The organism is Photobacterium lipolyticum (assembly GCF_003026475.1).
GTDB lineage: Bacteria > Pseudomonadota > Gammaproteobacteria > Enterobacterales > Vibrionaceae > Photobacterium > Photobacterium lipolyticum.
In genome coordinates, this window is record NZ_PYMC01000013.1 from 1 (window position 1) to 19,512 (window position 19,512).

16 protein-coding genes and 2 pseudogenes are annotated in these 19,512 nt (G+C 41.1%); 14 read left to right on the forward strand and 4 right to left on the reverse strand.

What is annotated here, in order from left to right:
- Positions 1 to 201: 201 nt before the first annotated feature.
- From C9I89_RS16320 to C9I89_RS16365, 11 genes are all read left to right on the forward strand, one after another.
- Complete coding sequence (locus C9I89_RS16320) at positions 202 to 468, forward strand: hypothetical protein (protein ID WP_107284386.1); 267 nt, start codon at positions 202 to 204, stop codon at positions 466 to 468.
- Positions 469 to 518: 50 nt separating this feature from the next.
- Positions 519 to 797: a RebB family R body protein gene (locus C9I89_RS16325; RefSeq protein WP_107284387.1), complete on the forward strand. Its 279-nt coding sequence runs from the start codon at positions 519 to 521 to the stop codon at positions 795 to 797.
- Positions 798 to 857: 60 nt separating this feature from the next.
- Positions 858 to 1,049 (forward strand): RebB family R body protein, encoded by a 192-nt coding sequence (locus C9I89_RS16330; protein WP_107284388.1) that lies wholly within the window; start codon positions 858 to 860, stop codon positions 1,047 to 1,049.
- Positions 1,050 to 1,067: 18 nt separating this feature from the next.
- Positions 1,068 to 1,349: a hypothetical protein gene (locus C9I89_RS16335; protein WP_107284389.1), complete on the forward strand. Its 282-nt coding sequence runs from the start codon at positions 1,068 to 1,070 to the stop codon at positions 1,347 to 1,349.
- 205 nt (positions 1,350 to 1,554) lie between these two features.
- Positions 1,555 to 2,607, forward strand: coding sequence for a hypothetical protein (locus C9I89_RS16340; protein ID WP_107284390.1), 1,053 nt, complete (start codon positions 1,555 to 1,557; stop codon positions 2,605 to 2,607).
- A gap of 51 nt (positions 2,608 to 2,658) precedes the next feature.
- Positions 2,659 to 3,978 (forward strand): hypothetical protein, encoded by a 1,320-nt coding sequence (locus C9I89_RS22850; RefSeq protein WP_245905507.1) that lies wholly within the window; start codon positions 2,659 to 2,661, stop codon positions 3,976 to 3,978.
- 82 nt (positions 3,979 to 4,060) lie between these two features.
- A complete protein-coding gene (locus C9I89_RS16350; protein WP_107284391.1) occupies positions 4,061 to 5,251 on the forward strand; it encodes a DUF6765 family protein in 1,191 nt (396 codons plus the stop codon).
- Positions 5,252 to 5,684: 433 nt separating this feature from the next.
- Positions 5,685 to 5,822 (forward strand): hypothetical protein, encoded by a 138-nt coding sequence (locus C9I89_RS22560; protein ID WP_170107720.1) that lies wholly within the window; start codon positions 5,685 to 5,687, stop codon positions 5,820 to 5,822.
- Between the two features lie 33 nt (positions 5,823 to 5,855).
- A complete protein-coding gene (locus C9I89_RS16355; RefSeq protein WP_107284392.1) occupies positions 5,856 to 7,190 on the forward strand; it encodes a hypothetical protein in 1,335 nt (444 codons plus the stop codon).
- A 172-nt stretch (positions 7,191 to 7,362) separates the two neighbouring features.
- Positions 7,363 to 7,569 carry a hypothetical protein gene (locus C9I89_RS16360; RefSeq protein ID WP_107284393.1) on the forward strand — a complete coding sequence of 69 codons (207 nt, stop codon included), beginning with the start codon at positions 7,363 to 7,365 and terminating at the stop codon, positions 7,567 to 7,569.
- 252 nt (positions 7,570 to 7,821) lie between these two features.
- Positions 7,822 to 8,958 (forward strand): hypothetical protein, encoded by a 1,137-nt coding sequence (locus C9I89_RS16365; protein WP_107284394.1) that lies wholly within the window; start codon positions 7,822 to 7,824, stop codon positions 8,956 to 8,958.
- A gap of 137 nt (positions 8,959 to 9,095) precedes the next feature.
- Here the strand turns inward: C9I89_RS16365 and C9I89_RS16370 are convergent, their stop codons facing one another.
- Positions 9,096 to 10,631 carry a helix-turn-helix domain-containing protein gene (locus tag C9I89_RS16370; RefSeq protein ID WP_107284395.1) on the reverse strand — a complete coding sequence of 512 codons (1,536 nt, stop codon included), beginning with the start codon at positions 10,629 to 10,631 and terminating at the stop codon, positions 9,096 to 9,098.
- A gap of 471 nt (positions 10,632 to 11,102) precedes the next feature.
- Here C9I89_RS16370 and C9I89_RS16375 point away from each other — a divergent pair, with 471 nt between their 5' ends.
- The 3 genes and pseudogenes from C9I89_RS16375 to ald all read left to right on the forward strand — a co-directional run bounded on the left by C9I89_RS16375 (position 11,103) and on the right by ald (position 14,129).
- On the forward strand, positions 11,103 to 11,783 hold the full coding sequence (locus C9I89_RS16375) for an HAD family hydrolase (protein ID WP_107284396.1): 681 nt from the start codon (positions 11,103 to 11,105) through the stop codon (positions 11,781 to 11,783).
- A 350-nt stretch (positions 11,784 to 12,133) separates the two neighbouring features.
- Positions 12,134 to 12,389, forward strand: a pseudogene (locus C9I89_RS16380) (hypothetical protein).
- Positions 12,390 to 13,013: 624 nt separating this feature from the next.
- Positions 13,014 to 14,129 (forward strand): alanine dehydrogenase, encoded by a 1,116-nt coding sequence (gene ald / locus C9I89_RS16385; protein ID WP_107284397.1) that lies wholly within the window; start codon positions 13,014 to 13,016, stop codon positions 14,127 to 14,129.
- Between the two features lie 327 nt (positions 14,130 to 14,456).
- On the opposite strand, the gene C9I89_RS16390 is transcribed toward ald, so the two are convergent.
- The 3 genes and pseudogenes from C9I89_RS16390 to C9I89_RS16400 all read right to left on the reverse strand — a co-directional run bounded on the left by C9I89_RS16390 (position 14,457) and on the right by C9I89_RS16400 (position 19,294).
- Entirely contained in the window at positions 14,457 to 15,104 is a 648-nt protein-coding gene (locus C9I89_RS16390) for a murein L,D-transpeptidase catalytic domain family protein (protein ID WP_107284398.1), read from the reverse strand.
- 616 nt (positions 15,105 to 15,720) lie between these two features.
- Positions 15,721 to 18,033 (reverse strand): annotated as a pseudogene (locus C9I89_RS16395) (chitinase C-terminal domain-containing protein); the annotation flags it as partial.
- A gap of 628 nt (positions 18,034 to 18,661) precedes the next feature.
- Complete coding sequence (locus tag C9I89_RS16400) at positions 18,662 to 19,294, reverse strand: YccT family protein (protein ID WP_107284400.1); 633 nt, start codon at positions 19,292 to 19,294, stop codon at positions 18,662 to 18,664.
- Between the last annotated feature and the right edge of the window lie 218 nt (positions 19,295 to 19,512).

Sequence of the window (19,512 nt, forward strand, 5' to 3'; positions counted from 1 at the left end):
GAGGGGGGGAATGGGGGTAAAAGCGGGGGCTAAGCTGGAATCCATTTATCCGCAAATAAGGGCAGATAAGTCAGAAAAAGCCAATAGTAATAGCGATCAGCCAAAAGAGACCGATGCAAAAGGTTTTTCCAGACTGGTCGGTAAATTCAGGAAAAAAAGCTAGAACAAATCAGACATATTAATGAAAAGAGAGAGGCAACTATGTCAGAACCCGCATCACAGGAAACATTCGATGCAGAGGCATATTTGAGCCGCATAATGGAGTTTTCTCAGCAGCAAATAGAGAAAACAGAATCGTTGATTCAGCAAACGCAGGAAAAATTAGATAATTTTTCAGCGTCAGAACAATCCGTGGCGGCCAACTTAGATAAACAAATGGAAAGTATGGTTAATTCGGTGAATACCGAACTCGATAAAGCAATGAAGTCAGTCGATAACAAACTGGATAAGTTAAATAGTAATCAATAAATAGTGTTTCCAAATCGGAACAGGAAGTTTAACAACTCAGGAGAAAAATGATGGCGGGAAAAAATACAACAGTTAACGATCAGATCACAGATTCGGTTACCCAGGTCAATACCAATACGCTGGCCAGTACCCCGGCGATGGCAATGTCTAACTTATACACCGCGATGGGGCAAGCTCTGGCCACTGGTAGCCATAATACAACAATGGCCCAACAGCAAGCGAACGTAACCATGCAGGCAGCAACGGTTCAGGGGGTAAATTCACTGACATCTATCGGAAGTGCGGTGATTGGACGGGCATCGGAAGGGGTGCTGGAAAAAGACAGCTGATACCCAATCAACAAGGTAAATTGTCACAATTTACCTTTTTTCATGGAGTTGGTATAGATAATGTCAGGAAGCCAAAGTCAAAGTAACAATCAATCAATCCCGCATAAGCTTGCGGAAGCTGTATCTGAAGATGCGATCAGTTTGATGCTAGAGAATGCGATAGCCAGTCAGCAGGGGATGCAAACGATAGCGAACACTGCGATATCGACAACGTTGGCACTGATTATTAAAAAAGGCAGTAGTGGTGGGTAACCCTCAGGTTAATACAACATGGCTAGTACAGAGAAGAATAAAACAGCGACCACCAATGCTCAGCTTGCCATTGCCCAGTCAACAACTATGGCTGTACAAGACGCTGTCGATAATCTCAGAAACCTCAATACATTAACCTCGACTGCAATGGGGATTGCTCTGGCCCAGCTCCTGGCTACCGGGGACCCTAAATATTCGAAAGTAATTGAAGAATCGCAAAAAGTGGCAGCGAAAGGTGTGCAGCATATGGCTGAAGTGGGTAAAGAAGCCGCAAAAATTCTGCAAGATTTTTCAAAATAAGACCTTCTAAGATCTATTATCCAATATCATCATTTTTATCTATTTATTCTTAATTAAATCTGACCAGTTTATCGTGGATTTGCCAGAGATAAATTAATGTGATGCCATCACAATCATACTATTACGGCAATAAAATGGTATCTGTCGGTAAAATTCCATTCATATTATTAATTGTTGTCGGTAAACCAGCTGGAGGTACTTCCGAGTGAAAAAACCTGCATCCTTTGAAGTCACACCAGAAATGGTGCGTGCCATATATGGTGCTCAACGCTTGCTTTCGCATATAGCAACCGATGGCGATTCATCACTGGAGCGTGATATCGCAGATCAAATTGTTAAAGCCAAATACCGGCTGATCGCTGATTGTTGGGGACCCGATGCTGAAAGTGAATTTTTATTTAACTACGATTTGCTGGCTAAACTGGCATACCCTGTAACCCTAGAAAGTCTGGATGCTATTCTCCCGGAGCAAACGGAAGGTGATAGCGAAGACAAGCGATTGAAAACCAAAGCTGAAATGACCGTGCGCAATTACCGGCGTATTACGTTTTATTCCTTAATAATGTTGGTTTTTTTGCAAGCCTATTGGTTGTGTGGCGCAGAGTTGAGGGGGAATTTAATCAAACTGCAGAGTGGCTATTATGAATTGGTTGCGCAACCGGAAAAGTTAGAGAACAAGTCATTTCTTGAACTGCATATTCTTGAACAAGAGATTATTGCAAATTACCAGGTCTTGAAACGATGGAACTTGTTTTATGTGCCTGATGAACAAGATTCAACGTCGTACTTCGCAATTTCAGCAGATCCCAAAACCGAGGTTCCGGCAGGATTTATTCTTGAGCAGTTGAATACCTCGTTTTATTCTCATTTAGTCGCGGCTAATTTCGTCTTAAATACATTTCAAAGCTATCTCTTGCCCTTGCTGTATGGGTTGTTCGGGGCATTGATTTTTGTATTACGGGGATTACTAAATGAAATTCGCATGCTTACCTACACGCGTCACACCGAATTAAGGTATCGGCTCAGGTTAATCTTAGGTGCCCTGGCCGGCATGATCATAGGATGGTTCTTTAAACCCGATGAAGCCGAAGCTCTGGCGTCTCTATCTCCCATGGCCATGGCTTTTCTGATGGGATACAACGTCGATGTGCTTTTTTCTATGATGGACAAAGTGGTGGATTCAATTAGGCGGCAGACAGTACAGCAAGGGGGGCCTACATCGATACCGTCTGTTGCAAAAGATAATACACGCGAATAACTCGAATTAATTGCAGTTTACGAAATGGACAGAGGCCGCCGAGAGGGAAACATGACTAAAATATATCAGCGTGTTCGCATACGTAAGGTTCGTCGTTCAGTCCGGTTACGTGTCGCTCAACCACGGTTTGTTCGTCAATACCGCATTGTTCAGAGCCAATCAAATAGTCGCCCCATTGAGCAACATGTGCTCGATAACCAAAGTGAAATAGATAAGGCTGAATTGACAAATAAAACGCAGGAAAATGAGTCGAAGCCAGAGCAAGAAGAACAGAGTCTGGCGTCTTTTACTGCCGAGCAAAACCCGTACCTGCAATACCTCCAGCAGATCCCCAATATGCTGTTTGCCATCCCGGATCTACTAATCACCGAGCCACAAGACATTCAATCTGAAAAAACATTACCGCAGCCAACCGATACCGAGAGTGAAAAGCCGGTAGAAGAGAATAGTGTTCAACCGCCGTTACCCCCCAACAATGTTGAAGACCTAGCGGTGCGCCCGGCATCAATTAAAGCCTCTGAACCAAAACCTGAAATTAACCGGATTTGCGCAGATAATGACCGAGTTGGTATAAAAAGCAAATGGCATAGTGATGGTCAGAAGCCATTGCACAACTTGTTTGGCGATGAGCAGAAACGACATAGTTTACTGAATCAACCAGCGAGAGAGACTATTATGCCAAACCTCACTTTCAGGGCGGGAACCGCCATTGACGGAACTCGATTCGCCCTTCTTACTGATCAAGGTGATATCACCGATCCATTCGATAATGCTTACAAAATTTCTTATCGCGACAGAGGGCTTACTGAAAACAGCTACCAGTTACCAACATGGGAGGCTGCATATACGGCAAGCTCTAAGCCATTTGAAATGATCCCGGAAAGCCGCGAGTTGCCGCAAAGCGTGCAGGATGGATTTACTACGATGGTCGCAGCGTTGATCAAAGGAGTAGATGTATTTTTTTGTGATTACAATCTGGCGATCTCTGATGACCACCCGATGTGTAACGAAATTATGGATAAGTACCGTAATACAGACTTTGTCTTGTTCTCTTGTGCAGATATTGTCGGCAGCGATCCTAGCCAGCAACCTTATTGCGTTTCTTATGCGGCACCTCGCTATGACAGCAAAACCAATCCTGCGGTTCAGCACCGTATTTATTGTAAAACCGAAGCGTTTGCGTTTCTTCAGGCGGTAAATGCCATTGTTCATCAACGTACCATTGACCAGTACGCAGGCGGCAATATTCGTGAAGAGCACCGGGATCCGTTAATTAATGCCAGTGATGCGACCCGCGAGTTGAATCAATTTATCGACGTGATTGGGCGGTTGCAGGGTGAGGTTAAAGCCTTGCCGGGTGCCTCGTCGTGATCAGCAAATAGTCGATCAGACAGAAGAACGACTCTGATAACAGCGCAATCATGTTATACAAACTTGAGGTAGCGAGCACAGAATGACTTACGATTTTCACTACTACGGCACCTACTGCGCTGCACGCCTTGCAGGAATGGAACACCCGAGCGCTCTGAAACTGGCATATGCCTGTCAGGGCGTAGCGGAATTTCAGCCAGATTCGCACTGGTTATCACCACTAAAGGCAGGAGATTATCAGTTTACGCCTGTCAGTACAGCGCTACCGAAAACCTTAACCGGCACACTTACTACACCGCCTAATCCAGATGGGAATAGCTCTGATGTGAATGACCCCGACCATGTGGATATCCCCAATGCACCATGGTTAGCTTTTTATTATCTGCCAGCAGAATTACCACAACATTTTGCGGGGGGGCATTTGAGTCAGCCTTTCGACCAGGCCGATGAGCGCGGAAATAATGGAAGGGGTTATTACCATCCGTTAAAAGATGTCGACTGGCAGAACCGCTGTCTGAGAAGGCAGTGCAATAAATCTTCAACCACTGGTAACGTAAGAGATCAGCATACTAACCAGCGGCAAAAGAAACGGCCCGTTTTACAGTGCCAGCAAAACAGCGAGCTGGCTCGGCACATGATTAATGACAGCATTGGTAAGCAGCAGCAACACGGTTTGCTCAGTATTCCGTTGCTGGGTGTACGGTTGTTCAGTTACCAGAACACCTGGTTTTACCATAATAGGCTGCCGCAACGGCTAAATACGTTGCAACAAGAGCTGGCATACCACACCACGGATGTGCTGGATGCCTTTATATGGACGCGTTATGTTATTCAGTGTTATCTCGCAAACCAACGAATAAGCGAAAAGCCAGACAACCCGTATCATTATTTCAGCCAGATAGAGCAGGTTGCTCAAGTTCTGCAGCAGGGCACTATCGCCCCGCAGCGTGAATATGCCTGGCAGCGTGAAATAACCCAGCTTGTAGAGCTGACTGATGAAGAACGTGTGCAATTAACCTATCAACCTCAGCGGTTGTTGGGCGAAGCTTTGCTACAAGGACGGCATTATAAAAATTTACAGAGCAATCCACAAACTTGCGGTGTAATTGATAATCCAACTCGCTTTAAACAAAGTGACTATTATGCTTTGTGTAAAGCTTGCGAATTTCAAACCGAATGGTTGAATTACGGCTTGAAATATTCCAATTTTGCGGATCAAATTCGTTGTGAGAGTAACGTCGGTGATAAATCCATGTGGACGGGAATTAATTAAAAATCAGGAGGTAAATGATGAGGATATTAGATATTATTTCAATATTATGGCTGGCCTTAATTTCAGTTCATGTGTTTTATATGCCGCTGGACTTGCTTTTAAGCTGAGGCTGTAGGCTGCTGGGTTTAACTATCTTGTTAAGTGCTTAGATCTTACTGAATTCTGATGAATCAACACTAAGTTTCAATGAGGCAGATAATCAAGCCTTTAAAAACTCAATCTGTTTCTTTGGTGTAATTAAAGTTGGGACTATAATTGACTTTTATAATTACATGTTTGTAATTGTTAGTTATGGATATTTAATGATAGGTAAATGGTCCTTCTAGCATATAAAACACATAGTAATAATTCGTGAAGTTTTACTGTTAGGTCTTATGGCAGATAGACTTGCAGTGATATTTAAATCTTAAATGAAATCATAAAGGAGCTAATTATGCCAAACCCATTAACACAGCGGAGTTCTACCAGTGCTATAGTGCAACCCACTGGTGATATAGGTGATGTGTTACCAGAAGAAATAGTTGACTTTTGGGTAAGTACAGATCAAGAGGAAATAGAATCAGAAGGTTAATAGTGATTATTTCTAGTAATCAAGGAGCGTTTTATGAATGAGCAGGAAAAGCAAGAATGTGCTATAGCTTTACTTGAAAGTAATGTAATGGCTATAACTATTAATAATTTAGCTAAAAATATTGTAGATATAAGGCATGATTTGAATGCGCATATTCTAGATGTGCTTAAAGATAGTATTAATGGGTCATTGGCTGGAGTCTACCTTACTGATCCTTCAACAAGCTCTAAAGTTGGTTGGTACCTGGCGCAAACAGTCTTAAAGGTTGGTTTGAATATTGTCACAATGGGGCTCGGAGGGATTGTTCTGGATTCATTCCACGGACTTCTTGGTACTCATGGTGCTTCAATTTTTGAGTTGAATAAAAAAAAGGTTAAACTGGATGAAGGTGGAGTCGTTTATGTACGTAGTGACACAGATTGGGGGAGAACGGCCACCGGAAAAGAAATAGGTTTACAAATAGTTAGTGATTTGGGAGATATGGTGTTTGGTGATTCAGTAAGTTCAGCAAAGACTAACTATCTTCATGCAATGAAAGTTTCTGTAGGACTAGAATCGGAAAAATTAAAGAAACTTGAAAATACATGCGCGGTTGCTACTTTGGTAATGCCTGTAGCATTAATAGAGAGGGAAATAGAATTTATCAGAAATGCAACTATATCAATCGCTGCAGAAACAATTGGGCGAGAAGTTGAAAAGTCTAGAAAAGAGTTTTATGCATTCGATCAAAACATTATTGATGCTGTGAATAGAGATTTGGCTAGTTTTGGTATTACTGGTTATATTTCACATCTAATGCGGTTGATGACGGATTTACCTCGACCAAATAAAGATAACATTATGGATATATTACTTGCTGAAACATTGTGTGATAATGCTGGAATAGTTCTTAAAAATACTCGCCCTATGTCAAAAGGTATGTGGGATTATATGTCTGGCCGAAATTTAATTGCTACTGTAAATAATTCTGACATTACTTCTGCTTTAAGTAAATATGAGGGTGTTAGTAATGAAATGCTGGAATATGATTTTAAAGTGAGTAGAGAAAGTATGCTAACTCAATTTATTAAGTCTTCTAAGTATAATAAAGCATTAAATAAACAGAAGTCTTGGAAAATGAGTGTTTGTGCTCAGAAATATCGTAAATTCGGTGTTACATCCAAGAAGAAATTCGGTGTTTCAAGTACGTTAGGTACGTTAATTAGATGCCAGTATTTTGTTGATGAGCAAGTTCAAAGAAATGAATCAGCAATTAAAACACTTAAGGAAAATATTAGTTGGAAAAGTTACTTGACAAAGCTTAGAGTGTTGGATAGTCAAGAAAATATAAAGGTTCTTAATGATTTGAAACTTATCTCGAGTCCGTAAATGGTATGTGTTTAATAAAAAGCAGTTATTCCATTGCAGAAACTGCCCAGTTGCAACAAGACAGTCAGGGCGTTCGCCTGCAAAAACCAGATATAAAAGTCTTACTCGAACAAATCGGCAGCCATATTACACCGGAGTGTATTCATTTGCGGCTCTTTGCGGAGCTTCGGTAGTGAGCACTTCAGAGAATCCCTTTGGAATAAAACTCGTCGCCAAAATTAAATTGCAGCTGAAAAAAGTGGAGAAACTTGCGGCGATGCAACTTACCGATGTAGTGACGATAGAGCTTAACGATGATGTCAAGCGTACGAAACCTGAGTGGCCATTACCGGTTGCGACACCGTTATTCCAGCTATATGAAGATATTCGGCAAGAATAATGAGTAAATGAAGTAAAGACTGCCAATATCTGACTAAGTGGATAGGGCTATCTTGTGTAAATATCCTAAGCCGAGTGTATTAAATAACTCGGCTTTTTTGTCTGCAGGCATTTTTGTGAATAAGAGATTAATGTATTACTGATTGCCTATGCACTAACCCCATATTTTCCCGGTAAATTCATAACATTCAACGATTTAGTATTGTTTTATTCCTACATACTGATCCAGTTATCTAACTATTGCGGAGGGTGTATGAATATAGAAACTAACAATGGAAATAGATTTAATTGGCGCGAAAAACTGACTAAATCATACAAGAAAATATTGCTGGGGATCGGCGGGGCACTCACAGCAGCCATTCCACTTTGGCAAATTTATGTTGTAGAAACCGCCGATGTTGATGTGGAAATATCGTCTATACGCCGGATTGATGCTGATGACTTTAATGTGCCCTTAGATACTGATGAACTGATGCTGTTAGAGCCTTATATACCAGAGAGTTTATTGTATGAGTATGATAATAATGGCAACCGTGGCGACAAGCTGGATTATCCTAGTTTCACATTGGACGTATTGAATAAAGCCTTTGACAAAGCCAGGCTTGATTTTAAAAATATATCGTCGATAAATGCTGACCTGCATGGCTATTTGAACGAGCTTCAGCGCTACCTTGACCCAACAAATCAGAGTTTTCAGTTGTCAGAATTTCGTATTCGTGATTTACGATTGTGGAATTTAGGGAACTACATTGATGATGTAGAGGCACTCTATTATGAATCGCACCTGCTCAAGATCACCCGCAGTTATTCAGATATGACTTTTAATGAGAGTAATGAACCATATATCGACGAACAAGCACTGAGTTATCTGTTGTTGGATATCGAAGAAGATATCACCGATGTGATTAGTGAAAGTGGTGCAAGGTTAGAACATCTCAGAGACAATTTACGGGGCATTGAATCTCAACTGGATAAGCTCAGGCATATTCAACAAACACAGTACAGTTATTTCGAAGTAGATTTAGTGGTAACAAATAGTGGCCGGGCAAGCACATCATTGCGTTCGTTAGCCTTGATGCGGGTACAGATCAGCGATGACAACTATGTTGATATTCAGCTTACGATGGATGATTTCAGTCATCAGGCAGAATTAGAGGAAGCCTCAACGAATATTATTCGTTTTCGCTCTGCAGAGCTGCATACCTTCCCTAAAGCTGATCAAGTCATGATCAATACCTTTTGGGGTAGTACGGGCAGGGTTCGGACGTTTGCACTTGATACTGATTTGAATGTGCATGTTTCCAACCAGATTGCCTTTGTTGATAACCTGAACTATAAAATCATGCTAGACAAATTACGTGATATTGCTTCAAATACGGACCGTTCTTGAAGGATATAATAAAAGCCCCTGAAGGGGCTCATTGAAACTAATTTATCAAGATTACTTTCAATGATAATAAGCATTATCCTAAGGTATCATGTGATTTATTCATCTATGTTGGGTAAGATATTTGTTTTCAAATAGTGTCAGTTGTTTACTCTATGTCGGTTTTGATATTCTCTTGGCGTGATTTTTGTGTGACGTTTAAAGATTTTTTCGAAGTGACTTAGGTCACCGAAGCCGACATCAAAAGATACATCGGTAATGCGCGAGTGTGGGCTGCTTGCCAATATTTTTTTTGCTTTTTCTATTCTTAATTCGGCTAGGATTTGTTTGAAGCTTTTCTTAACATACAATTTAAATAAATAGGAAAGATGAGAGGAGCTGAGACATGCATTGCTTGATAAGCTTGCTAATGTGATCTCATTACAGTAGTGTTCAGCCAAATATTTTAATGCTTTTTGAAGGCCAGGATGTAAATGACTAATGTCTTCATAGCTTTTAGTAAGTAAACTAGTGATAAGGTCAAAATGTTTGTGGTTGTTATTGCTTGTTATAATTCCATCAGAGCATGTTTCAGCTGTTCGGTTTAATGTTTCTGGCGAGTATTTTCTTAAGTCAATTAAATTTATGGGGTTGGAATTGGCCAGAACAAGTAACTTAGCGACAATACGTTCTAATTCTGCATGATTCTCAGGCCAGTGATAGTTGTATAAAGCTTCCTTAACTTCAGTTGATAAACATTGCTCTTGAAATGAATGATATTTATCTAACATTTTTTCCAAGATATAAGGAATGTCGTCTTTACGGTCTTTAAGGGGGGGGATCGTTGTGTTTAAAAAATTAAGTTCTGTATAAAGTTGACGTGAAAAGGTTCCATTCTCGACAAGAGCTGATAGTGGTTTTGTTGTGGATACAATCAGTCTGACTTTAGGAGCGTTTTTGATAGGAACGCCTGATGGTTCATGCTCTGTTTTTGCTGCAAGTATTTCAATCAATAAGCATTGCTGCGAACAAGTCAGCTCATCGACGCCATGTAAGAAAACGGTGCCACCTTTAGCTTCTTGAAAACTAAGTATTAGTTTTTGTTGAAACTCTTCGGTATTGGTGGATGAGCAGATGACTTCAATAAAGGGCTTGTGTCTAATCTCGCTGTTGTAGTGAATTGCACAGGCAACTGAGAGCTTTTCGCAACCAAATTCAGCATGAATTATTGCCGGACATTGAGAACTTGCAGCCTTTTCTATGAAGGCTTCTAATTTAAGAACTTGTTCACTGTAGCCTGCTAATGACAGGTCTTTGCCCAAGTAATGTTCGGATAGTTCTCTTGTCTCATAGCGCTTGACGACCCAAGCAATTTTCTTAGTTAATGCCGGAAGTAGGTCAATGACATCTGCTTTTAGCTCTTCTTGCTTGGGGAAGTGAATATTACCTATTGGCTTTCTTTGGTAAAGTATTGGATATGAATTGTTGGTTAACTCTATAGTGGACATTTCAAGACTTTTAGCAAGGCTTAAGTTGATATTATTAGCCTCGATATTGGAGTGATAAATGTCGATGGCAGCATGTTTCAGGTTTTCAGTGTTTAACGTCGAATTTAGGTAATGCCTGAGTTGTTTATTTTCAGAGATATTACGAGTTTCAATTTTTCCTTTTGGATATGATGTCGAGTAATTATCCATTTTCGCTCCAATAAAGTTTTGTCGAATAGAGGCGTGTCGAAAACTTGTAAGGAAGTTGGGAATACCTAAAGGTATATGTCTGCATTGTGTTCTTAACTGTTCAACTACTATTACCTGCAGTTGAACGAAGCTTCCTTTTTTGATTTATCCGTTACAAGTCATCTTTTGATTTATTCGATACGCTCAATGTATATGGTGTTAAGTTAGATGATTGAACGACATGTTAATCGGGGTAATATGTTATTTATCAAGGCTTTTTTATGGATTGTTGGTGCAGGTTAACGCTTAATGCCAGTACCGGAGCATACTTTGTTAGACTCATTTAACATACACCTTAAGATTGTTTGCCTATTTAATGCGCAGTTTAAGCAACAATAGAGATACGGTATTAACGATAAATTGTTAAGTTGCTATCAAAGTGCGGAACTTCTAATATAGCGCCTTCGCATTAAGTTAGGGATGTATAGTTCTATGCAGGCAATTTGTTTTGACTTCGATGGTACGCTTGTCGATTCTGAAGTTTTCCATGCCGATAATTGGTCAACTTTCTTACAAAGCTGGAACATAGATTTCTCGAAGTCATTATTTATGACTGATTATGCCGGTGTAACCTGGGATAAAGTCGCACTAGATCTGAAGCGGCGATTTACTATTGAACTGTCCGCCGAGGACATGCTGGAACAGATGGAATCGATAACCGAACAGGCTTTATTAGTCGGTAATATTCCAGCCAAGTCAGGCGTTGATGCGTTATTAAGAACGTTAGTAGGTAAAGTACCTTTGGCTGTTGTGACAGGGGCGCCGCGAATTTATGTTGAGGACATTTTGTCCCGGCACGGTTGGCGAGAATTGTTCGATCACGTCTTCAGTGGTGATGATGTTGCGAATAATAAACCCGCACCGGATATCTATCAGTTAGCTTGTGAGACGCTAGGCTTTGCTCCTCAAGAGGTGTTGGCGATTGAAGACAGTATCACGGGAGTGACATCCTCAGTGGCTGCAGGGTTGAAAACGGTGTTAGTTAACGAAGTGGAACTGGAGCATAACCAGCCGCTTGATTATTCTTTTTCTTCAATGGATCACGCACATTCTTCGGTAATGGCGTTAGTGATGCTATCAGCCGAGTCATCTGTTTCAAGTGATATGGTCTAGCATAAAAGACTAGTACTTAATCACAGCAGTTTCGACCAGTTCAGCCACAAAACTTCGTCATTCCGTAAAGTGAGGAACGAACTTATACGGAATCTAAGGTGCACACAGCTAGAGTTGGATCCCGGATATCTCGTTCCTCAATTCCGGGATGACGTGCTGAAACAATTCAACTATTTATAATTTATGTGAAAGAGTACTAGCCGTATCAGTATGTGCTCTCTTTTTTGCCGAATTTTGCTTGTTTTCTCATGGTCTTTGAATCTTGAGGGTAGGGTATGCTTAAATACTCAATATAACGGTGGTGTGAAATAGTATAAAATTCGTCATAATTATCTATGTAGGCGCTAAAGATGCGAAATGAAGAAATCATGACTGGCGATACGCTGGTTGAAATCGTGGAAAACCAGCTTGCGGATAGCACCCCGATCAAAGTTAAAGAAACTTTGATGCGTTTGATGATGACAGGAACAGCGCGTGATGAAGCCGTGCAGATGATTGCGTGTGCATGTGTTTGATGTGGCCAAAAACGAAGGTAGCTTTGATCTTAAGCGTTATACAGAGAATCTGACGGCACTTCCGGATATGCCATGGGAATTCGAAGACTGACGATCAGTTACTGTTCATCCACAATGAATCAGTGAAAAGAAGCCGTTATTTTAGCGGCTTTTTTATGAATCTGGTTGGAATTCTTTGCATGGCTTGCTTCTACCATCAGCTTAATCTCCCTTTCTAGCCCTACTTTTCAATAATTTCTATTTATACCCACGCGGTTTCAAGTATCAGCCAAAACTGAGGAGCAGGGTCTATGACCTGTATTTCGCCCTGTTAGTTTTATGTTGTTTTTGTTGTAAATCAGAAGTGTTCGCGACAATTTTGTTTCAGCCAATATTGACTCAAACAGCATTTGATTCTATATGGAGAGCACAAAACCTCTTTCTAATTACTTGTAATAACACAATTTCAACCTGCTTTTGGTAGTGGTTACTTCTGCTTGGTTCTCACATATTGGTTTTTATGTCCAATTTTGGACTGAAGCTTGGTCTACTGGTCTGCTTTGTGTCCTTAATGTGAGTTTTTGTAATGTGACGCGCTTCAAAGTCGGTTTATTCTGCTGTGGCAGGACAAAACTCCAGGCTCAATTGTTGAATTTAGGTTAAAATACGGTGACACATTCCGGGTGAAATTATTTATTGTTTACTCAACACTAAACAAGGCAGCAAGGAAACGAAGATGATTATTGGTGTACCGAAGGAAATTAAAGTTCATGAGTACCGTGTTGGTATGGTTCCAGCTTCTGTAAGTGAAGCGGTTGCCCATGGTCATACTGTGTATGTTGAGACGCTAGCGGGTTCTGGTATCGGCTTCAGTGATCAAGATTACATTGATGCTGGCGCACAAATTCTGCCAACTGTTGAAGCCGTGTTTGCAGAAGCTGAAATGATTGTCAAAGTAAAAGAGCCTCAAGCGGTTGAGCGCGCAATGCTTCGCGAAGGTCAAATTTTGTTCACTTACTTACACCTTGCCCCAGACCCAGAACAAACAGAGGATCTGATCAACAGCAAAGCAGTCTGTATTGCTTATGAAACAGTTACTGATGATCAAGGTCGTTTACCACTGCTAGCACCAATGTCTGAAGTTGCTGGCCGTATGTCGATCCAGGCTGGTGCTTTTGCCCTTGAAAAATCAAAAGGTGGCCGCGGCATGCTACTTGCCGGTGTCCCAGGTGTTGAGCCAGCTAAAGTGGTTATTATCGGTGGTGGTGTTGTCGGTGCTAATGCTGCTCAGATGGCAGTGGGCTTGCGCGCAAATGTTGTTGTGCTAGACCGTAATATTGACGTTTTGCGCAGCCTGGATACTCAGTTTGGCGGTGCTGTTCAGTGTGTATACTCAACGAAAGACGCGATCGAAAAACATGTACTGGAAGCTGACTTGGTTATCGGAGGTGTACTAGTAGCAGGTGCTGCGGCTCCTAAGCTGGTAACCGCTGAAATGATAAAAAAAATGAAACCAGGTTCAGCAATTGTTGACGTCGCAATTGACCAGGGCGGTTGTGTAGAAACTTCACACGCAACAACTCACAGCAATCCAACTTACATTGTTGATGATGTTGTTCACTATTGTGTTGCTAACATGCCTGGTGCTGTTGCCCGCACATCAACATTTGCCCTAAATAACGTAACGTTACCTTATATCCTTAAACTTGCAGATAAAGGGTATAAAACTGCACTACAGGAAGATAAGCATCTTCGGAATGGCCTGAACGTATACCGAGGTCAGATCACTTGTGAAAGTGTCGCTACAGCGTTAGATTTAAAATATGTAGCGGCAAAGCAAGTACTTGCTTAATTAGCCGTATCGTTCCATGTTGTATAAATCCCTGCTTCGGCGGGGATTTTTTACCTATCCCCAAACCCTAATCAATAAAAAAGCCATTTGTCTTATTAATGTTTATTAAACTAGATGATGGAGCCTATCTCATTTCATTTATATTTAATAATATATTGAGTTTTTTACTGATGGTTTAGTCGTGTTAAATGTTTGATTTATACGCTTGTATGAATAATAATCGCGGACTCAGGGAAAGAAAGGAAATATTTTTATTATCAAAGATTAAAGTCATATATACCCAAGTTACTTTAAGATGCAGAATCTTGAGGTAACTTGGGTATAACCTCAAGCGTGAGCGTAAATAACGCTACCATTTTTAATGGTATCGATTATTTTCCTGGATAAACCGGTAGGTAATGCTGGGCAACCCCAACTGCGTCCTAAATAGCCATTTCGTTTGATAAAAGCTTCCGTTGCGTATTCTGCACCGTGTACCACAATATAGCGACGGCGGGCGTTATCATTAACACCTTTGGTCAGGCCATTGAGTTTTAGTGAATAGCCATTACCACCATTGTAAGTTGTATCAGTAAGAAAAGTGCCCAGTGATGTCTGCCTTGAGCTTACGATGTTAGAAAAACGATTTGCGACCCTGCCGCCACTGTTCACACCATGGGTTACGTACGTATGATAAAGTAACTTATTTGTTTTTAAATCAATAACAAAGAATCTTTTTTCTGTTGATGGCCTGCTGTAATCAATAATTGTAAGAATCGATTTTTTCCTGCCTTTAGTTGCAGTATAGGCTGCATAACCTTCAGCAAAGACTTGAAAATCCATGATGTTATCGAGTTGGGCTTGTTTGTATACGTATTTGATAACAACATCTGTACTGGTACTTTCCGTGTATGAATGACCTCTAACGTTACTTGCCGTTGCCTGAATTGGCAAATAACAGAGAATCAAAATGCATAGGCAAATTGCTTTGTTCATCGTCCTTACTAAAGCTCTTTTTATTTTTGGGGTTAATGGGGAGGTGACTTTAGCATAAAACGAACTAAAATTGATTGTTTAGGATGTAAAGCAACATATAGTTTTTACTTTATTTAATAGGATAAATTTTACATTTGGTGTTGATATTTATTTTTATAACAGAGAGTTATTTACAGAACATGGTTTAATTGTGCTTTTACTATAAACACAATCAAAAAATGTAATAAAGTTGGAATTAATTTTCAATGCCATGGTTTAATCTATTGTTATTAATGAATAATTAAAAGCGTAATTTACAAACAGTATGATAAATACAGGGTTAAACTGTTTGATTAAAAAATGAGCACAATATCTCATTTTTCTCTCTTTTGAGAAGAGTGAGGTATATAGCATACGCAACATTAGTCACACGTATTTATGAGGGTGTTTATCGATGTTTAAATGCCGTGTTTAATTGAGAAGAAGTGATATGTAATATACTGGTATTTTATGTGTTTTGGCGAAAAATAAAAGCGCTGGTGATAGGGCAGGCTGAACATCACCCTATTAAAACTACCACCTGCGCTCTTGTTTTCATTACTTAGCTGTGACTTATCAACTGCTAAGTAAACTGTTCTTAAATGATGCAGACTTTAGCCCAGCTACCATCATTGCCAGGTGTTGCACTTGTCCACCAGTTAGCCTGATAAACAACACCGTTATGGATGATTTTATCACCTTGGTTTGCATGGCTTGGGTTACCGGCCCAATCAGTTTGTGGCCAGTTAGGGTAAGTGTTGATACCTGTAGTGACACAATCCCCTGGATTTGGATTTGGATTTGGATTTGGATTTGGATTTGGATTTGGATCTACTGGTAAGTTCGGTTGCTCAAACTTAAACGCGTAATCTACACCATTTACATTCACAGTATAGTTAGCAGGACCGGAGATTGGCAGGTAGTACACCATATCTAACTCGTAGGAGCCGCCGGCCGGTAAGCTTTTCCAAGCTGGCAGAGAGAAAGATACACGGTGCATTACACCATCTAAACCACCGATGTTATCGGCACGAGTGTGACCAGAAGAGATAACCTTCAGACCGCCACCAGACTGATCTTTAGCATTATCAGGCGCTGATACGGGGATATCAAACTGGAACTCAGTGCCCCCCGGCAGTTCCTTACCAGTATTGTTGGTGAATGTGATTTTTGGATTGATTGGGTAGTTTTGATCGCCAACCTTAAATCCGCCAACCGATACTGCAATATCAAGCGTGTGCGTAGGTATAGGGCCTGTAGCGATGGTATTACCGTAAGGTGTCGCTGACTTGAATTTATCGTATATAGCCTTGGTCATGGTGTTACCCATGTGGTATTCACCATTCCCCGATGCACAGGCGTTTTCTGTTGCGTCGACAGTGGTGCGGTTACCATTGGCATTAAGTACATAACAGTTGTAATCACCCGCTAGTTCCCAGAACATGATGCCGCCAATTTCTTTATCAATGACGTAGCTGGCTTTGGCGTTGATTGACTCTTTATCTTCAGTTGAAAGGAAGACCTTCTTCTCAGCATTCCACAGCCAAGGAGCAATCGCGACATTATCGTAATGTCGGGTATAGGTGCCAGTCAGTTGATGCTGAGGATTATTGACGGGATCTAAACCATTGGCAGCGAAATAACTACCGAAGATACCCTTAGCCAGGTTCATAGCATGCCACATAGGGTTCGAACCCGCGGCCATTTCGTGACCTTTGGTATTTTTATCATGCCATAGGTTATCGATACCTACTGCACCGTTACCGCAATTGTTTTTCTCGCCTTCGCCTGTACCTGGTGCACAGTCTGCCTGGTTAGGAAGTGCCGCTCTGCCCCAAAGGCCATTGGTACCGCCAGTGACATCTTTCCAGCCTCGGGTGTAGTAAGGCACGCCGATGTTGATCCGGCCAGCAGGCATAGATCCACGGAAATAGTGATAAGCCCAGTCGGTATTCAGGTAACCAATACCGCCGTAGGCAGCAGTACCATAAACGTTCCATGCAGCCAGCTCTGAGTCTTTTCCTGTATCGTAGAGGGCTGCATTGTGGCCAACGTGGTCATTCCATGCCCCATGTAAGTCATAAGACATGATATTAACGTAGTCGAGGTATTTAGACACATCATGGGTTTCCATACCACGGAGCAGATAACCAGATGATGGTGCGGCAATTGTTAACATGTAGTGCACGCCGTCAAGAGCACTTGCCTGATCCAATTTTTCACGCAGTACACGCATTAACTCTTGATATGAACGCCATAGATATGGACGACGAGACTCAGAAAACGCTTTATCGTAAGGGTTACCGGCACCCGCCATGCTGGTTGGGTATTCGTAATCGACATCAACACCGTCGAATCTGTATTTACGGATCATTTCAACGGCAGAAGTAGCAAATTTCTCGATCCCAGCTTGGTTGATGCTGCCGTCAGCATTGGTAGTCATGCTATAGAATCCGCCGTCGGCAATGCGGTTACCATCAGCACCGAAGTGACCGCCTGTTTCAGCCCAGCCGCCGATTGAGATCAATGTTTTAACGCCATATTTCGCTTTAGCTGTTGCTAACGCACCAAAGTGACCTTTAAAACCAAGGGCCGGATCTATTTCGACACCATCCCACTCCATCCCAACAGCCGGGTTTGTTGGATCTGCTACATCGCCAATATTCACATTTCCATCAGAACCAATACTGACGAATGCATAGTTGATATGTGTGAGTTGCTCCCATGGTATATCTTTTACCAGATAAGAACTTTGTGGATCATTGCCAGCACGCCAGCTGGTAAAATACCCAATGACACGACGAGGGTGATCGGCTCCCATGATTTCACGACCATCTTGATCATAAACAGTACAGTAAGGCACAGTTACGCCTTCAGTCTGGTACAGTCCGTCAGGGCGACAGTTATTAGCAGTGTTTGCTGCTTGTGCATTGAATGCAAGTAAGCATGATGCGGTGAGGGCACTGAGCGAAAAAAAATGCTTGATCACCTTGTGTTTCGAATGATTCATTTATTTATCCTTCAATCGTGGTTTAAGTAGGTAAGAAATTATAACGGCTCGTTTTGCTTTAATTGCGCCGAGAAACAACTATAGGAGAGGTGACTAAAAAAGCATCAGTTGTTGTCTGTTTTTCTATGCCAAATCTCAAAAAAATGTCATGCGAATGAAATTCAAGCTCACTTATTTTGCGCTAACAACTTATTGGTTTGCCTAATGAAAAAGTACAAGTTCAGAAGCGGTAACTTATTATTAATAATGAAGTCGATGTGCGTATAGGCTGATGTTAACTCGGTATGATTTGTTGCGGTGTAATTGATCGGCGATGAAAATAGTAAAATTACGTCCACAGCACCTTGAGGTTACTTGGGTATAAATGTGGATTTCTACAAAGGGGATTTGTTTTAAAAGCAGAATGTGGTTGATATCAGAACAAATAAATTAAATATAGAAGCCCTATTTCCGCAGAACTGGTATCACACCTCTATTATACCCAAGTTACCTCATGATGCAGGATTCAGAGTGATACCAGCCAGTTCAATTACGGTTGATTGATACGAGATTTAAAGCGAATACGCGTTGCTTCATCAGCTTGTTCATACCAATAATTAAGCATATTTTCTGCAACATTTTCACCTTGCGCTTGGTTTGCCGTATTGGTATTTATATTTGTTGCTAACTGTGATGTAGCCTGAAGCGAAATGGCGGCAACGGCTGCAGGCTGCGATGTCTGGTTGTAAGCAGCAATCTCTGCTTCAAAATCACGACCAAGCTGCATACCATTTTTCATCAGTTTTCCTTGCTCGAACGTTACTGGAGTCCCGCTCTTATCAGTTAATGTTAGCGCAGGTTTACGATTAAATTCCCGGCCTTCTAAACTTGAGCGTAGCTTAGGAAGTGTAAGCGAATAGTGGGTATCAATCCCTGTAAATGTCATGATAACAACATCTGATCTAAATAAGCTGTACTCACCGTTTTCACGAAAACCGTCATCGTATCGGAAAGCGATTTGGTTTTGGCCATTTTTCAAAGTAAGTGTATCGTTCCCCTCCGCTTTTACACCATTGACTAAGATAAGTTCAGCACTGTCAGGCAGGTCAATATTCATGTCTGCTAAGGATGGGAAACTTAGTCCACATGCTGTCAGTGCTAGAATGGCGGTACGTAGTTTCATGTTTATTCCTTGATCATTTTTGTTGTGCATTTATATCAAAATTAATAAATAGCTTATAGTACAGTAAGATCTTAATAGCTGATTTTGAAGGCATAACCTTAACCTAAACTGAATGCTGAATATTTATAGCGTGTGGAACGACGGGACATAAAATATCTGCAGAGTGACTTATAAAATACGTTAACATAGCCTGATATGTTAAAAGCTGGCGGTTTGAT

What these genes read in the sequence shown, in the direction of transcription:
- C9I89_RS16320 (WP_107284386.1), top strand. Translation starts at nt 202, where the DNA reads ATGTCAGAACCCGCATCACAGGAAACATTCGATGCAGAGGCATATTTG.
- C9I89_RS16325 (WP_107284387.1), top strand. Translation starts at nt 519, where the DNA reads ATGGCGGGAAAAAATACAACAGTTAACGATCAGATCACAGATTCGGTT.
- C9I89_RS16330 (WP_107284388.1), top strand. Translation starts at nt 858, where the DNA reads ATGTCAGGAAGCCAAAGTCAAAGTAACAATCAATCAATCCCGCATAAG.
- C9I89_RS16335 (WP_107284389.1), top strand. Translation starts at nt 1,068, where the DNA reads ATGGCTAGTACAGAGAAGAATAAAACAGCGACCACCAATGCTCAGCTT.
- C9I89_RS22850 (WP_245905507.1), top strand. Translation starts at nt 2,659, where the DNA reads ATGACTAAAATATATCAGCGTGTTCGCATACGTAAGGTTCGTCGTTCA.
- C9I89_RS16350 (WP_107284391.1), top strand. Translation starts at nt 4,061, where the DNA reads ATGACTTACGATTTTCACTACTACGGCACCTACTGCGCTGCACGCCTT.
- C9I89_RS22560 (WP_170107720.1), top strand. Translation starts at nt 5,685, where the DNA reads ATGCCAAACCCATTAACACAGCGGAGTTCTACCAGTGCTATAGTGCAA.
- C9I89_RS16355 (WP_107284392.1), top strand. Translation starts at nt 5,856, where the DNA reads ATGAATGAGCAGGAAAAGCAAGAATGTGCTATAGCTTTACTTGAAAGT.
- C9I89_RS16365 (WP_107284394.1), top strand. Translation starts at nt 7,822, where the DNA reads ATGAATATAGAAACTAACAATGGAAATAGATTTAATTGGCGCGAAAAA.
- C9I89_RS16370 (WP_107284395.1), bottom strand. Translation starts at nt 10,631, where the DNA reads ATGGATAATTACTCGACATCATATCCAAAAGGAAAAATTGAAACTCGT.
- C9I89_RS16375 (WP_107284396.1), top strand. Translation starts at nt 11,103, where the DNA reads ATGCAGGCAATTTGTTTTGACTTCGATGGTACGCTTGTCGATTCTGAA.
- ald (WP_107284397.1), top strand. Translation starts at nt 13,014, where the DNA reads ATGATTATTGGTGTACCGAAGGAAATTAAAGTTCATGAGTACCGTGTT.
- C9I89_RS16390 (WP_107284398.1), bottom strand. Translation starts at nt 15,104, where the DNA reads ATGAACAAAGCAATTTGCCTATGCATTTTGATTCTCTGTTATTTGCCA.
- C9I89_RS16400 (WP_107284400.1), bottom strand. Translation starts at nt 19,294, where the DNA reads ATGAAACTACGTACCGCCATTCTAGCACTGACAGCATGTGGACTAAGT.